Source organism: Marivivens aquimaris, assembly GCF_015220045.1.
Taxonomy (GTDB): Bacteria; Pseudomonadota; Alphaproteobacteria; order Rhodobacterales; family Rhodobacteraceae; genus Marivivens; species Marivivens aquimaris.
In genome coordinates, this window is the sequence record NZ_JADBGB010000001.1 from 2,282,982 (window position 1) to 2,298,107 (window position 15,126).

Here is a 15,126-nt window from a genome sequence, read left to right on the forward strand (position 1 = left end):
ACACGGCTTAGTCCTTCACAAACAGCTTGCGCTCGACGTTGCAGACAGCCTCTGCGGGGCCGTTTTCGGTGATGAGGATCGTCTCGGTCGTCTCCAGCCCCCAAGTGTCCATCCAAAGCGCGGGCATGAAGTGGAAGGTCATTCCCGGCTCCAGAACGGTCTGGTCTTCGGCGCGGATCGACGCGCTGCGCTCGCCCCAGTCCGGCGGGTAGCTGAGGCCGATCGGGTAGCCCATGCGGCCCTCTTTCTTCAGGTCATGCTTGGCGAGGACGTTGGTGAATGCGTTCGCGATATCGCACGTACGGTTGCCAGCACGGGCGGCATCCAGTGCGGCCTCAATCCCTTCAACCTGCGCCTTCTCAGCGTCCAGCGCGGACTGCGGCGGCTTGCCGAGGAACACTGTCCGGCAGAGTGGCGCGTGGTAACGGCGGTAGCAACCCGAAAGCTCGAAGAACGTCGCCTCGCCCTCTTTCATCGGCGCACCATTCCACGTCAGGTGCGCGGCGGTCGCGTCCAGTCCCGAGGGCGTCAGCGGCACGATGGCAGGGTAATCGCCCCAGATATCGTCAACACCGGTGATGCCCGCGTGCATGATCTCTGCCACGACATCATTCTTGCGGACGCCAACGGCGGATTTGTCGATCGCGGTCTGGATGACCTTCTCAGAGATACGCGCGGCCTTGCGGATGAAGGCAATCTCTTCACAAGATTTGACCAGACGCTGCCAGTTCACCAGCGCTGTCGCGTCGACGAAGGTGGCATTCGGCAGCTCTTCGGTCAGAACGGCGTGGGCCTTGGCAGAGTAATAGTAGTTCTCCATCTCGACACCGATCCGCGCGCCCTCGCAACCCAGACGGCGGATATGTCCGGCAAGGTCCTGCATCGGATGGCGGACGGTCGATTGGACGTAGTTGTCGGCGTACCCGTGGATATTGTCGAACGACATCCAGCAAGTGCGCTTACCGCCTTGGGCATCCATCCCGCGGCCCCACCAGATCGGCTCGCCCTCCATCGGGAGCAGCACGCCCTGATGCACGTAGAACGACCAACCGTCGTAACCCGTGAGCCACGCCTGATTGGACGGATCGGTCACGAAGAGCAGGTCGATACCCGCCTTTTCCATAGCCGCGCGGGTCTTGGCGATGCGGGCTTCATATTCGGGCAAGCTAAAGGCGGCGTTTTCAATGGGCATGGTGTTAACGACTCTGACTAGGGATTGCGGTCGCGCATCGGCGATCCATTCCTTGAGCCTAGGAGAGCGGATGAGACACGTGAAGGTTCATTCGCGACACGATAGATCGCAACTGCGATATCTCGCCTGATGTGATCGCCGCCTATCCGTCAGGCTAATTTTTACGGCACCCCGTGGACAGAGCAGGAAAAGAGCCGCAGAAGCAGCGGGTTACTTGACCCCACCGCTACAGCAAAAGACACTGCCGACATGCTGCTGGATGACCGCGATTTACAGATCCTCAAAGTTCTGTCCCGAGACGGGCGGATCACCAAATCCGCGTTGGCAGAACAGATCGGCCTGTCCCCCACCCCATGCTGGGACCGCTTGAAAAAGCTGGAGAATGCAGGCCTGATCGAAGGATACGGCGCCCGCATCAACCTCAAGAAACTGGCGTCCCACGTGACGGTCTTCGTAGTCGCGGAAATTGCGGACCACACGGCTGCGAGTTTCCGGTCGTTCGAAGCGGCCATGCAGCGCTACGACGAAGTGACAGCCTGCTGGGCGCTCGGCGGCGGGTTCGACTACCTGATGCAGATTGTGACGCGTGATGTGGACAGCTATCAGAAACTGATCGACGATATGCTGGAGGCGCGGATCGGGCTCAGCCGTTACTTCACCTACATCGTGACCAAACCGGTCAAAGGGAACGGCACGCCCCCGCTGGATCTGCTTCTCGGGCAGCTCAAGGACAGCTGAATTTTCTGCGGCCTGCGGGATATTCAGCCAGAAATTCTGCCGAAATACGCCATGTAGACAGGCATACCGGAAGCCTGTGGCTTCACCGGACGATGTTTCACGCTTTCTGAAAAGGACCGCCGATGCTGAGAAACGACCAACTCGACCAATGGGATCGCGAGAATTTCTTTCACCCGTCGACCCATCTTGCGCAGCACGCGCGCGGCGAAAGCCCGAACCGCGTCATCAAGACCGCATCGGGCGTGTTCATCGAAGACCGCGACGGCAATAAACTTCTGGACGCTTTCGCGGGCCTTTATTGCGTGAACGTCGGCTATGGCCGCCCCGAGATCGCTGATGCGATTGCAGCTCAGGCCAAGGAACTGGCGTACTACCACGCCTATGTCGGCCACGGCACTGAAGCGTCGATCACCCTGTCCAAGATGGTTCTGGACCGCGCGCCCAAGAACATGAGCAAGGTCTACTTCGGCCTTGGCGGATCGGATGCGAACGAGACCAACGTCAAACTGGTATGGTACTACAACAACATCCTCGGCCGTCCGCAGAAGAAGAAAATCATCTCGCGTTGGCGCGGCTACCACGGCTCGGGCCTCGTGACCGGTTCGCTGACCGGCCTTGAGTTGTTCCACAAGAAATTCGACCTGCCCATCGAGCAGGTGATCCACACCGAAGCGCCCTATTATTTCCGCCGCCAGAACCTCGACCAGACCGAAGAGCAGTTCGTGGCCCATTGCGCTGCCGAACTGGAAGCGCTGATCGAACGCGAAGGCGCGGATACCATCGCGGCCTTCATCGGTGAGCCCGCCCTCGGCACTGGCGGCATCGTTCCACCGCCCGCTGGCTACTGGGAAGCGATCCAGGCGGTTCTGAAAAAGCACGACATCCTGCTGATCGCAGACGAGGTCGTCACCGGCTTCGGTCGCCTCGGCACAATGTTCGGCTCTGACCACTACGGCATGGAGCCCGACATCATCACCATCGCCAAGGGTCTGACCTCGGCCTACGCGCCGCTTTCGGGTTCGATCCTGTCGGACAAGGTCTGGAAAGTGCTGGAGCAAGGCACTGACGAAAACGGCCCCATCGGCCACGGTTGGACCTACTCCGCCCACCCCATCGGTGCGGCTGCGGGTGTTGCGAACCTCGAACTGCTGGACAAGCTGAACCTGATCGAAAACGCCAAGACCACTGGCGCTTACCTCAACGAACAGATGAAGGCGGCTCTGAGCGATCATGCGCACGTCGGCGACGTGCGCGGTAAAGGTCTGCTATGCGCAGTCGAGTTCGTCAAAGACAAGGACAGCCGCACGTTCTTTGATGCCAGCGAAAAGGTCGGCCCGCGTATCTCAGCGACCCTGCTGGAGCAGTCCAAGATCATCGCCCGCGCTATGCCGCAGGGTGACATCCTCGGCTTTGCTCCGCCGTTCTGCCTGACCCGTTACGAGGTTGACCAGATTGTCGGCGGTGTGGTGCAAGCCGTCGAAACTGTGCTCGGCAAGGGCTAAGCCCAACGGCCAAAGAAAAGCCCCGCTCTTTCTCAAGAGCGGGGCTTTTTGGTTTTCAGCGATCAGAATGCTGCGGTGTAGGTCAGGCCCAGATCGACGCTGCTGTTCGCACCGACACCGACGTTGGTTTCGACATCACCGCCGAACATCGGCTGTCCGACATTGACACCGACCGAGTAGTACTGACGGCCCTTGGCCCCATCGATATCCAGCTCGAAGCCGACATGATCGCCGGTGACCTCGTTGCGGCTTTCATAGGACAGCTTCGCGCCCATACCGCAGGTGTTGTCATCCGAACCGATCGCACGTTCGCAGAAGAAGCGCGGCGTGATCGATAGGACAGCCGGATCGTCGAGCAGCAGGTCGGCGACGCGCAGTTCGCCAAAGAAACGCAGCCCCGAAACCTCGCCCGTCGAGAGCGCACCGCTTTCTTCAAAGCCTGCACGGCTGGCAGTGACCCAAGCCTCACCACCCGGCGACCATGCTGCGTCGACACCGAAGCGCGGCGCGAGCACGTAGTCGTTCACGTCGAACTCCCCCGACAGCGCGGCACCGGCGAAGAGCGCGTAGTAGTCATACGAGCCTTCCGCATTGATGGTGCCCTGTGCACGCTCGAAATCGAGGTCGAAGCTGTGACGTCCCGCCGCCGCGCCGAGGTAGTAGTCGGCGAAGAGGTTCGCATCGAGACGCGCCGCACCGTAAAGCCCGCCGTTCACGCCGAAGCCCTTGATGCTGCCGGCGGCCGAGCCGCTGATGGTATCGTCCGAGCCATAGATGCCTGCGAACCAGCCCGACACGCGGTCGTTGGTGACGAAGCGCTCGACACGGTAGTTCAGCTTGAACATGCCCTGCGAGATGCCATCGTCGGTGAGGTAGCTGGTCGCGCCCGAGAAGATGCGCCAGCCATCGATTGCGCAGTCGCGAACTTCGCTGTTGAAGCTGCCTTCCGCAGTCAGGCCAGCGTCGTCGCCCTGAATGTTCAGGTCACGCACAAGGGTCTGGGTGTTGCGGCACGGCTCTTCGGTTGCGAGCAGATCGACTGCAACGAACTCCACACGGCGGTTGAGCAGGCGGCCCTCTTCGGTGGCGTTGTCCGCAACAGGACGGCTTTCACCGTAACCCGCAGCCGACAGACGCTCCGCAGCAATACCGCGAGCGGTCAGGGCTGCGACGATATTGGCCGCACGCGACTGGCTGAGACGCTGGTTGTAGTCCGCGTCAGCCTGATCGTCGGTGTGACCCGCCACTTCGAACGCCGCTTCGGGGCACGTCGCCAGAAGCGCAGCGATGCGGTTCAGGGTCTCTTCGCTCTCCGGCAGGATGACCGCAGAAGCCGTCGCAAAGCGGATCGGGTTGTCTGCAAGTTCCTTCGCCACATCCGAAGCACAGCTGTTGCTGTCACGCTGCTTCAGGCGATCAAGCGCGCCCGCCGCAAAGCCTGCCATTTCCTGACCCTGCTGGGTCATCGTGGCTGACAGATCGTCCTTCAGGATCTGGACAAGATCGTCCTCGATTTCCAGCAGGAGCGACGGGATCGCGTCGAGCGGAATGTTGTTGTGCACAACGCCGTTCGAAGAGGTCGCAGCCGATCCGGTGAAGACCATCTCGAACGCCAGATAGTAGGTCGTGTCCATGGCAGCATGCGGGGTTGCGTCAGCAGTGACAGGCACAACGCGTCCGCCGAGGCCCGCATTGTAGCTGCCCGACTGCGGAACGATGACCGAGGATGTGAACAGGTAGTCCGCCTTCTCGACCTCCAGCGTATAGATGCCGTCACGCGCACGATCTGACTTCAGGAAGTAGGCGTATTTGCCGTCCGAACCCGTCACGACACCGTTGGCGTCGCCGTGATCGGTGTCGAGCCAGCTATCGGGGACGATACGCGCCGAAGCGCCCGCCGACGACTGATAGTAGAGCGTCACGGTCGCGCCGCTGAGCGGAGCAAACGTCGACGAGTCGTAGACCACGCCGCTCGGGTCGATCAGGAATGCGTCCTGTTCGACTTCGACAGCGCCCGCGCCCACGGTGATACCGAGGATACGGTTACCGCTTTCGGAGTGCGTCGCGCTCGATGCGGTCGGCACGGCATCCGAATTCGGGTTCGAGAACTCGATGCCATAGGTCATCGGCGGAAGGCCGACGAACGCATAGTTGCCGTTCGCATCGGTCGTCGTCGACAGACGGGTACCGGGGTTCTGCGGATCGTCGACGTAGTCGTAAACACCCGACGAGGTTTCTTCGAGTAGGTATACGATGACGCCCTGCACGCCTGCCTGATACTCGATCACGGTGCCGCTGATTTCACCGGGGAAGCCGGTTTCAGTCGGTGCGCCATCACCGTCGTTCGACGTGTTGCCGGAGGTCTTGCTTTCCGCAGTGACTGTCGAGCCACTCGGCGTTTCCGCAGAAACGATGGCGATATTCTCCACGCCGCCTGCCGCGATATCGCTGGCAGTCAGGGTGTAGTCGGCTGTGTAGGTCCACACATCACCGATCTCGAGGATCGCATCGGCGGTATTCGCACCGGTGTCCGACGTTTTCGCAGGTGCCGCATCAAGGCTCAGCGCAGTACCGCCCATGTCGGACAGGTTGTCGGTGATCGCGATATTCTGAAGCGTCACGTCACCAATGTTCTCGATGGTGATTGTGTAGTGCAGAACGTCACCCGCACGTACGCCGTCATCCAGCGCGCTGTCGTCGACAGTCTTCTGGATCGCGATGGCGGGTGCCGAAGTGATCGTCGAAACCGTCGGATCAGCTCCCGTATCGCCCGCGCCGGTGTCGCCGTCGTCGGTCACGTCATCCACGGTCGAGGTGTCCGGAGCAGTGCCCTCAACGGTCGCGGTGTTCGACAGGCCGCCCGCGTCGATGTCGCCTTGGGTGACGACGTAGGTCGCGGTGAAGGTCGCCGATGCGCCCGGTGCCAGCGTGGTGCTGTCCGAGGTCGTGAAGTCTCTCGCACCGAAGCCCGAAATCGCGGTTAGCGAGGTCGTGCCACGGCTGAGCGTTTCGGCAGAGATGCCGACGCCGGTCAGGGTCACATCGCCAGAGTTCGTCGCGGTGATCGTGTAGGTCAGCGTATCGCCCAGCGACAGACCAGTGGCTCCGGTGTCGGTAGTGATCGCAACGGTCTTGATGCCGGTGATCGCAGCGGTGCCGCTGACGGTCGAAACGGTCGGATCAGCGCCCGTATCCCCCGCGCCGGTGTCGCCGTCGTCGGTCACGTCGTCCACGGTCGATCCGCCCAGAGCAGTGCCCTCAACGGTCGCAGTGTTCGACAGGCCGCCAGCGTCGATGTCGTCCTGAGTGACGACATAGGTCGCGGTGAAGGTTGCCGATGCGCCCGGAGCCAGCGTCGTGCTGTCCGAGGTCGCGAAATCACTCGTCCCGAAGCCCGAGATGGCGGTCAGCGAGGTCGTACCACGGCTCAGCGTTTCGGCAGAGATGCCAACGCCGGTCAGAGTCACGTCGCCCGAGTTCGTCGCGGTGATCGTGTAGGTCAGCGTATCACCCAGCGACAGACCAGTGGCCCCGGTGTCATTGGTGATCGCAACGGTCTTGATGCCGGTGATCGCAGCGGTGCCAGCAACCGTCGAAACGGTTGGATCAGCGCCCGTATCCCCCGAACCGGTGTCGCCGTCGTCGGTCACGTCGTCCACGGTCGATCCGCCCGGAGCAGTCCCCTCAACGGTCGCAGTGTTCGACAGGCCGCCCGCGTCGATGTCGTCCTGAGTGACGACGTAGGTCGCGGTGAAGGTAGCCGATGCGCCCGGTGCCAGCGTGGTGCTGTCCGAGGTCGAGAAATCACTCGCACCAAAGCCCGAAATCGCGGTTAGCGACGTGGTGCCACGGCTCAACGTTTCGGCAGAGATGCCCACGCCGGTCAGGGTCACATCGCCCGAGTTCGTCGCGGTGATCGTGTAGGTCAGCGTATCGCCCAGCGACAGGCCGGTGGCCCCGATGTCGTTGCTGATCGCAACGGTCTTGATGCCCGTGATCGCAGCGGTGCCTGCAACCACCGAAACGGTCGGATCAGCGCCCGTATCGCCCGCCCCAGTGTCGCCGTCGTCGGTCACGTCATCCACGGTCGAGGCGTCGGGGGCGGTGCCCTCAACGGTCGCGGTGTTCGACAGGCCGCCCGCGTCGATGTCGTCCTGAGTGACAACATAGGTCGCGGTGAAGGTCGCCGACGCACCCGGAGCCAGCGTGGTGCTGTCCGAGGTCGTGAAGTCAGTCGCACCGAAGCCCGAGATCGCGGTCAGAGAAGTCGTACCACGGCTCAGCGTTTCGGCCGAGATACCCACGCCGGTTAGGGTTACGTCGCCCGAGTTCGTCGCGATGATCGTGTAGGTCAGCGTATCGCCCAGCGACAGGCCGGTCGCCCCGGTATCATTGGTGATCGCAACAGTCTTGATGCCGGTGATCGCAGCGGTGCCTTCAAGGCTCACAACGATTGCCGAACCTGCGCCGGAGGTGTTGCCGCCCGCGGTGCTGCCGGTCGAAATGCCGGTACCGCTCGGCGGCGTGGAGGTGAAGGTTGCGAGGTTCTTGATGCCGACGCCAAGATCAATATCGTTCTGGGTCAGGGTGTAGTAGCCGCTGTAGGTCCACAGATCGCCGACGGCGAGGATCGCATCGCCAGTGGTGCCGGTATCGGCGGTCAGGGTCGGACCGGAGGTCATCGACAGCGTAGTCGGTGCGGCTTCGTTCGTTGTCAGGGTGTCGGCCAGCGAAACGCTCGACAGCGTAACGTTGCCCGTGTTCTTGACTGTGATGGTGAAGTAAACGCGGTCGCCTACTGAAACGGTGCCGCTGGCATCCTGATCGACGATGTCTGCGTTATTACCCGTCAGATACGTCGCGCCCGTAACGGTCAGATCGGTCACCTTTTTCACCAGCATTTCCGGCGATTGGGTGAGCGAAGTGACGGTCGGCGAACCGCTCGGTGCGGCGCTGGGCAGAACCGAAGTGTCGGTGTTACCCGCAGTCGTCGATTCAACGTAGAGCGAGCCATCGGTCACCGAAGCGAGGTTCGACATGCGGCCTGCGTCGATATCGTCCTGCGTCAGAGTGTAGGTGTAGGTGTAAACCCACTGCTCGTTCGGGTTCATCGTCGAGCCCGATGTCGTGCCGTCATTGTCGGTCGCAGTGCCGAGCAGCGCAGGCGTGGTCGAAGTCGACGCTACGGTGGTCGCTGTATTGTCCGCAGCCACACGGCTCAGCGTGTCCGAGACCACAACGTTGGTCAGAACAGTGTTGCCGGTGTTGGATACCGTGACGGTGTAGGTGATCTGGTCGCCGACATCGACGCTGGTGTCATTGGCGCCGCCGACGACTTCGGTATCAAGCGAAGCAGTTTTCGAAATGAAGAGCGACGACAGGCTGGAGAAAGTCGTCGTGGTGACGCTGCCGGTCGAGGTCGTGTTGCCGGTAGCCGACGACTGGACGGTGATCGGAGTACCGAACGACGAAGTCGCGGATACCTCTGCGATGTTGTCGACCTGTCCGGTCAGGAGGTCACCGGAATCCAGCGTGTAGGACGCGGTGTAGACCCAAGTTTCGCCCACGCCGATGATATTGTCGCTGCCAGTATCGCCCGACGCATAGGTGAGCGTCAGGTTCGACGCGCCCGAAGCGGTGATCGTGTCGGTCAGCGACGACGGGGTCGCCATCGCAACATTCCCGGTGTTCTCGATCGAGATCTGGTAATCGATCACGTCGCCCACATCGACCGAGGTCGCGCCGCCTGCAACGGTCTTGTCGAGCGTTGCAGTCTTGGTGACCGTCAGCTCGGGGGTTTCATAAACGACCTCAAGCTCGCCGCTCGTGCTGTCGGTCAGAACGTTATAGATCGGAGCGGTCGTGACGACGCTCGCAGTAATATCGTAGGTGCCGGGCGTGACCGACTGGGCGGGCGATTGGGCGCTGAGGTCGAGCGACCAGGTAACCGCTTCGATGGTGAGCCCGTCAGTCGCGTCGGTGTCACAGGTGGTAGATCCGACCTGACCGTCACCCTGAACGGTGTAAGACACATTGGTGTAGCCGGTGCCATCGACAACAACGTCGATACGCTCGGTGCCAGCCGAAGTGGTGCTCGCGGTGACGATACAGGCTTCACCCGTGATGGTCGGCTGCGAGGTGTAGCTGCCACCGTTCAGCGTCGCGTAGACGGTCTGGCTGTCCGTGGTGATCGGACCAAACGGACGGCTTGCGCGGACGTCATCGAGATAGTCGTTCAGGTCGGCAAGGTTCACAGGGTCGTTCGACCCCGAGACGCTGGATTGACCATCGACAATGCCGAGGTTCGCGAGAGTGGTCGACGTCTTCACCACACCGTAGTTCGACGACCCGACGAGGCTATAGGTACCGCCGCCCGGAATGGTCAGCGTGATATCCTGATAGGTCGGCTGGCTGCTGTCGGGAGTAAAGCCGAAGATTTGCAGCGCGCCGCCGTCCTTCACCTTCCAGCTCACCGAGCCAGGGATAGTGAATGTCGTCCCGCCTTGGATCAGTACGAGGTCCACAGGAATGTCGTTGCCCGTCGGCGACTCGAACTGCGAGGTGCTCGAATTCTGCTGGACGAGGCTGGCCTCGATGCCCAGCGCGGCAAAAGTGCGAATATTCAGCGCCTGACGGTTGGAGCTGCCGATGGTACCGACAAAACCTTCTTTGAAAGGCACTGAGACAAGTTCGGCAGATGCAACCGTTGCGATTGTGGAAGCAATCAGAACAACAAGCACTCGGAACAGAGAGAAGAGAGTATTAACGACACGGCGCATCTGAGTCGGCCCTTTGGCAAATAGACAATCAGAGCACGAGTTACTCTTCTTGCTGCGTTGCGACATTTGCTCAGATGGGTAGTTTTTGCGGCCTGAAGAACATGGTTGAAGCATCGGAATACACAGCACTAAAACGGGTAAATTCCGTTGACAGATTTGAAAATGCGAAAATCTACATGTTTCTAAGCCCATGAAATCATGTATCTTCAATGCAGAAATTGCGGGCTTGCCCAACGGGAGAAGACGAAAGCGTCGACGCCCACGTACCGAAGTGTTCGGATTTTCTGGCAAATTTGCTCGTTAGGTCGAGGCGCATCGCGCGATCCAGCGTTTTGCCGTGCTTCAAAGGTTTTGCGCCCCCACGCCACTGAGCCTCATCCAACCCACACGCCGCGCGCCTTAAAAACGTGCACAGCCTATAATTGCACCCCCTCGGCGGTCGCCAACATCCCTACCTGTCTGAGACGTCCGACATACCCGTCGAGATTCATTGCCAGACGCAGTCACTTCGGATTGAGTTCGAGAACCGGCACAGCTGTGTCTGGAAATCATTGCGGTGGGAGAGTGCGTTCATGTTGAAGCAATTGGAGAACCCTTGGCGCGGGAAGGGCATTGAGGGGCTGACCGCTTTTCCACATTCGGACGCTTCCGCCGTTACGCAGCTGCTGTCGCAGTGCCCTGCTCATAGTGAAACGCCACTGCTGGAACTGGATGACCTCGCCAAACATGTAGGCGTGGCTCGGATTTACGCCAAAGATGAACGCGGCCGGATGGGCCTTGGTAGCTTTAAGGCGCTGGGTGCATCGCACGCCATCGCCCGCTGCGCGTCTCGAAAGGTGAGCGGCGAAGACTGGGGGACTGCGCTTTCGGGTCATACCTTCGTCACCGCAAGCGCCGGGAACCACGGCATGTCAGTCGCCGCAGGTGCACGCGTGTTCGGCGCGAAAGCGGTTATCTACCTGTCCGAAGCCGCCCCACAGAGCTTTATCGAACGCCTGAAAACATTCGGCGCCGAGCCGGTCCGCGAAGGTGCGACTTACGAAGATAGCATGGCAACTGCCGAAAAGGCTTCGGTCGACAACGGATGGACCTTGTTGTCGGACTCCTCTTGGCCTGGCTACACCGACTGGCCCTACCGCGTGATGGAAGGCTACCTTGCTATGGCTGAGGAGGCGTCGCGCCAGATCCCCGAGCCGCCCACTCATATCCTGTTGCAGGCGGGTGTCGGAGGTCTCGCCGCTGCTGTCGCGGCCCACGCCCGCGCCACATGGGGCGATGCACCAGAGATCATCGTTGTCGAACCCGACGCCGCCCCTGCCCTGATCGACAGCATCGCCGCAGGCAAGGTCGTCGACACCGAGGGCCCCGTTTCCAGTATGGGCCGCCTCGATTGCAAGACGCCGTCCATGATCGCACTAGCCGGCTTAGCCCGCGACGCGAACCGCTTCGTGACTGTGGGCGAGGACGAAGTTGCCGCTGCCATCGCGCAATTGGCTGGAATGGGTGCCGAGACCTCCCCGTCAGGCGGCGCGGGGCTGTCTGCTTTGCTCTGCGGTCTTGAACTGCCAAGCGACGCCCGCGTTCTGTCATTCATCTCCGAAGGACCCGTCGATGAGTGACCGCTCGCTGATCTTTCCGTCCGCGGAATACCGGTCACGGATCGACAGACTTCAACGCGAGATGGGAGTGAGCCATCTTGATGCGCTACTGCTCACGACGCCCGCCGACATTTTCTATGTCACTGGGTTTCTGACCCGTTTCTGGGAGAGCCCTGCCCGTCCGTGGTTCATTGTCATCCCCTCCAGCGGGCATCCCATCGCTGTCATTCCGCGCATTGGTGCTGACCTCATGGGGCGGACTTGGATCGAGGATATCCGAAGATGGGACGCACCCAATCCAGACGATGACGGCGTGACGCTGCTCTCCGACACCATTGCAGGCGTGACGGGACCGTCGGCCCGTATCGGTATCCCGAGCGGCCTTGAAACGCACACGCGAATGCCAATCGCCGACTTGCGCAAGGTCGAGCAACTGATTGCCCCGCGCGCCTTTGCCGACGGCACCGCAGCCATTCAGCGGACCCGAGAGATCAAAAGCGAGCCGGAAATCGCCAAGATCAAAACCGCTTGCGAGATCGCCGACCGCGCCTTTGCCCGTGTGCCGGAGTTTGCCAATATCGGTCGCCCGCTGGACCGCGTGTTCCGCGACTTCCAGATCGCGCTTCTCGACGAGGGGGCGGACTGGGTGTCCTACGTTGCAGGCGGGGCCGAGCAGCATGGATATGGCGACGTGATCTCTCCTGCGGGACCGAAACCGCTGCAGGCGGGTGATGTGCTCATGCTGGATACCGGCGCGGTGCGTGACGGCTATTTCTGCGACTTCGACCGCAATTTTTCCCTCGGACCGGTGTCGGACGCGACCCGCAAGGCGCATCATGCTCTTTGGCAAGCGACCGATGAACTGATGTCGGAACTGAAACCGGGGATGCTCGCCTATGACGCTCACCGCATCCTATCGGACACGCTGATCCGCTATGGCGCCAAACCGTCCGGAGGGCGCTTCGGGCACGGGCTTGGCATCAACCTGACCGAATGGCCCTCGTTCTCTCCCGTAGACCGCACGCCGCTTCGCGAAAATATGGTGCTGACGATCGAGCCGGGTGCGTGGGTCACTGAGGACCGCATTCTGGTGCACGAAGAAAACATCGTCCTGCGCGCCGACGGCTGCGAATTGCTGTCCGAACGCGCGCCCTATGACATGCCGGAGATCGGATAATGGGCGAATTTCCGTATGAGTTGGTAGATACGGGCGCGCAGAAGACATTTGGCCTGATCGTGCTCAGTGTGGACGAGACGATCGAACACGACTTTCGCCACTTGCTGCCGGATGAGGTCTATCTGCATGTATCTCGCGTGCAGTCAGGTGACGAGTTGGGAACCGAAACCATTGCGGCGATGGAGGACCGACTTCCTGCCGCTGCCGCGCTGTTGCCGCCCGCCGCCAATTTCGACGTTGTGGCCTATGCCTGCACATCAGCCTCGGCGCAGATCGGGCCGGAGCGGGTCGCGGAACTGGTCGGTGGTGCTTGCACCACGGCGACTGTCACGAACCCGCTGACAGCGGCCATTGCGGCGATGCAGGCTCTTGGCGTCAAACGGCTCGCCATCGTGTCGCCCTATGTGCCCGAGGTTGCGGAGCCCGTCCGTGCTGCATTCGAAGCCGCTGGCATCAACGTCTTGCGTACACTTTCATTCGGTGAGGCGGTCGAGGCAAACGTTGTGCGGATCGACCAAGCCTCCATCAGCGCCGCTGCGCATGACGTCGTGCGAGACCTCGAAGTCGAGGCCGTTTTCCTGTCCTGCACCAACCTACGCACGTTGGATGCGATCGACGGGGTGGAGGCCGAACTCGGACTGCCTGTGATCAGCAGCAACCTCGCGCTGGCTTGGCAGATGGCGCGGCTGGCGGGATTTGACCTCGCACCCACCGCACCAGGCAAGCTTGCCAAACGATAAGGGCGGGCCATTTCAGGCCCGCCCCATTTATCAGGCGCCAGTGACTCGCCAGATGATGTCACCCACGTCATCGGCCATCAGCAGCGATTTACCGTCCGGACCGATGGTCACGCCGACAGGGCGGCCATAGGCCAGCTTTTCATCGTCGGACAGGAAGCCCGACAGGATATCGCGCGACGGGCCGCTCGGCTTGCCGTCCTTGAAAGGAACGAAAATCAGCTTGTAGCCGCTGAGTTTCGAGCGGTTCCACGAGCCGTGCTGACCGATCACCATGCCGTCCCCAAAGCCGGGCAGCGTGCCTTCCGGCATCCAGCAGAGGCCAAGCGACGCGGTGTGACCGCCCAGCGCATAGTCGGGCTTGGTCGAGTTCGCGACCTTCTGGACGTCCTGCTCTACGCGGTCATCAACGATGCGATCCCAGTAGCTATAGGGCCAGCCATAGAAGCCGCCATCCTCGACCGAAGTCAGATAGTCTGGCGGGGTTTCGTCGCCCAGACCGTCGCGTTCATTGACCACGGTCCAGAGCTTGCCGGTCACCGGCTCCCACGCCATGCCGACGGGGTTACGCAGGCCAGAGGCAAAGATCCGCGCCTCGTTGGTCGCGACGTCCAACTCCCAGATTGCAGCGCGGCCTTCTTCGGCCTCCATACCTTGATCGGCGATGTTGGTCAGCGAGCCGACGCCAGCGTAAATCTTGGTCTGATCGGGCGAGACGAGCAGGCTGCGGGTCCAGTGGCCGTGCGGTTTGAAATCGACGAGCTTTTCGCCCTCACCTTGCAGCGCTGTGTCACCGACCGCGAAATCGAAGACACGAATGCCGTCTGTATTGCCGAGGTAAAAACGGTTTCCGACCAGCGCCATGCCGAAGGGCTGGTTCTGGTTCTCGACAAAGATTTCGCGGATTTCCGCAGTGCCGTCGCCGTCCGCATCGCGCCAGAGCGTCACACGGTTGGCGCTTTTGCCGATGGCTTTGACGCGGCGCATCGTGGCTTGGGCGGCGTGGTCCATGAAGGTCTTCGGCGGGCCGGCCTGTTCTTTGGATTCAGCGACGAGCACATCACCGTTTGGCAGCACTTCGATCCAGCGCGGGTGATCGAGGCCAGAAGCAAACGCGTTGACCTTTAGCCCCGGCGCGCAAGTCGGGAGATGCCCGTCTTTCCAGCCTTCGGCCGCAGGCATTTTCAGGGTCATGATGCCCTGCTTCTTGGCCTCGGGAATATCCGGCGTTGCGCCAAACGCTTGATGCGACGGCGAGCCGAGACGGCGAATAAATGCGACGGTGCCGCCGACAACGGCAGTCGCTTTTGCAATGAGTTCCATGTCCACCCCTCTTCAATTTGGGCAGAGCCTATCGGAACTTACCGCATAACCACAACGTAATGTTGGCGCACAGACGCGGC

At 61.3% G+C, this 15,126-nt stretch carries 8 protein-coding genes; 5 read left to right on the forward strand and 3 right to left on the reverse strand.

What is annotated here, in order from left to right; translation table 11 throughout:
• Positions 1 to 7: 7 nt before the first annotated feature.
• Positions 8 to 1,192 carry a M24 family metallopeptidase gene (locus tag IF204_RS11315; RefSeq protein ID WP_194097078.1) on the reverse strand — a complete coding sequence of 395 codons (1,185 nt, stop codon included), beginning with the start codon at positions 1,190 to 1,192 and terminating at the stop codon, positions 8 to 10.
• Between the two features lie 249 nt (positions 1,193 to 1,441).
• Between IF204_RS11315 and IF204_RS11320 the strand changes: the two genes are divergently transcribed.
• Both IF204_RS11320 and IF204_RS11325 read left to right on the forward strand, forming a co-directional pair.
• Complete coding sequence (locus IF204_RS11320; protein WP_194097080.1) at positions 1,442 to 1,930, forward strand: Lrp/AsnC family transcriptional regulator; 489 nt, start codon at positions 1,442 to 1,444, stop codon at positions 1,928 to 1,930.
• A 122-nt stretch (positions 1,931 to 2,052) separates the two neighbouring features.
• Positions 2,053 to 3,432 (forward strand): aspartate aminotransferase family protein, encoded by a 1,380-nt coding sequence (locus tag IF204_RS11325; protein ID WP_194097082.1) that lies wholly within the window; start codon positions 2,053 to 2,055, stop codon positions 3,430 to 3,432.
• 62 nt (positions 3,433 to 3,494) lie between these two features.
• On the opposite strand, the gene IF204_RS11330 is transcribed toward IF204_RS11325, so the two are convergent.
• Positions 3,495 to 10,112, reverse strand: a complete 6,618-nt coding sequence (locus IF204_RS11330; protein WP_194097084.1) for a DUF7507 domain-containing protein — start codon at positions 10,110 to 10,112, stop codon at positions 3,495 to 3,497.
• 671 nt (positions 10,113 to 10,783) lie between these two features.
• Between IF204_RS11330 and IF204_RS11335 the strand changes: the two genes are divergently transcribed.
• From IF204_RS11335 to IF204_RS11345, 3 genes are read left to right on the forward strand one after another with little or no spacing between them, the layout of a single operon-like run.
• Complete coding sequence (locus tag IF204_RS11335) at positions 10,784 to 11,830, forward strand: pyridoxal-phosphate dependent enzyme (protein WP_194097085.1); 1,047 nt, start codon at positions 10,784 to 10,786, stop codon at positions 11,828 to 11,830.
• Positions 11,823 to 12,986 (forward strand): M24 family metallopeptidase, encoded by a 1,164-nt coding sequence (locus IF204_RS11340; protein ID WP_194097086.1) that lies wholly within the window; start codon positions 11,823 to 11,825, stop codon positions 12,984 to 12,986. Before IF204_RS11335 ends, IF204_RS11340 begins: the two co-directional genes overlap by 8 nt.
• A complete protein-coding gene (locus IF204_RS11345) occupies positions 12,986 to 13,726 on the forward strand; it encodes a maleate cis-trans isomerase family protein (RefSeq protein WP_194097087.1) in 741 nt (246 codons plus the stop codon). The genes IF204_RS11340 and IF204_RS11345 overlap by 1 nt, the downstream gene beginning before the upstream one ends.
• 30 nt (positions 13,727 to 13,756) lie before the next feature.
• Here IF204_RS11345 and IF204_RS11350 read toward each other — a convergent pair whose 3' ends face one another.
• Positions 13,757 to 15,046 carry a PQQ-dependent sugar dehydrogenase gene (locus IF204_RS11350; RefSeq protein ID WP_194097088.1) on the reverse strand — a complete coding sequence of 430 codons (1,290 nt, stop codon included), beginning with the start codon at positions 15,044 to 15,046 and terminating at the stop codon, positions 13,757 to 13,759.
• Positions 15,047 to 15,126: the final 80 nt, after the last annotated feature.

Excerpts from the sequence above, each read along its gene's own strand:
- IF204_RS11315 (WP_194097078.1), bottom strand. The coding sequence starts at position 1,192 with ATGCCCATTGAAAACGCCGCCTTTAGCTTGCCCGAATATGAAGCCCGC.
- IF204_RS11320 (WP_194097080.1), top strand. The coding sequence starts at position 1,442 with ATGCTGCTGGATGACCGCGATTTACAGATCCTCAAAGTTCTGTCCCGA.
- IF204_RS11325 (WP_194097082.1), top strand. The coding sequence starts at position 2,053 with ATGCTGAGAAACGACCAACTCGACCAATGGGATCGCGAGAATTTCTTT.
- IF204_RS11335 (WP_194097085.1), top strand. The coding sequence starts at position 10,784 with ATGTTGAAGCAATTGGAGAACCCTTGGCGCGGGAAGGGCATTGAGGGG.
- IF204_RS11340 (WP_194097086.1), top strand. The coding sequence starts at position 11,823 with ATGAGTGACCGCTCGCTGATCTTTCCGTCCGCGGAATACCGGTCACGG.
- IF204_RS11345 (WP_194097087.1), top strand. The coding sequence starts at position 12,986 with ATGGGCGAATTTCCGTATGAGTTGGTAGATACGGGCGCGCAGAAGACA.
- IF204_RS11350 (WP_194097088.1), bottom strand. The coding sequence starts at position 15,046 with ATGGAACTCATTGCAAAAGCGACTGCCGTTGTCGGCGGCACCGTCGCA.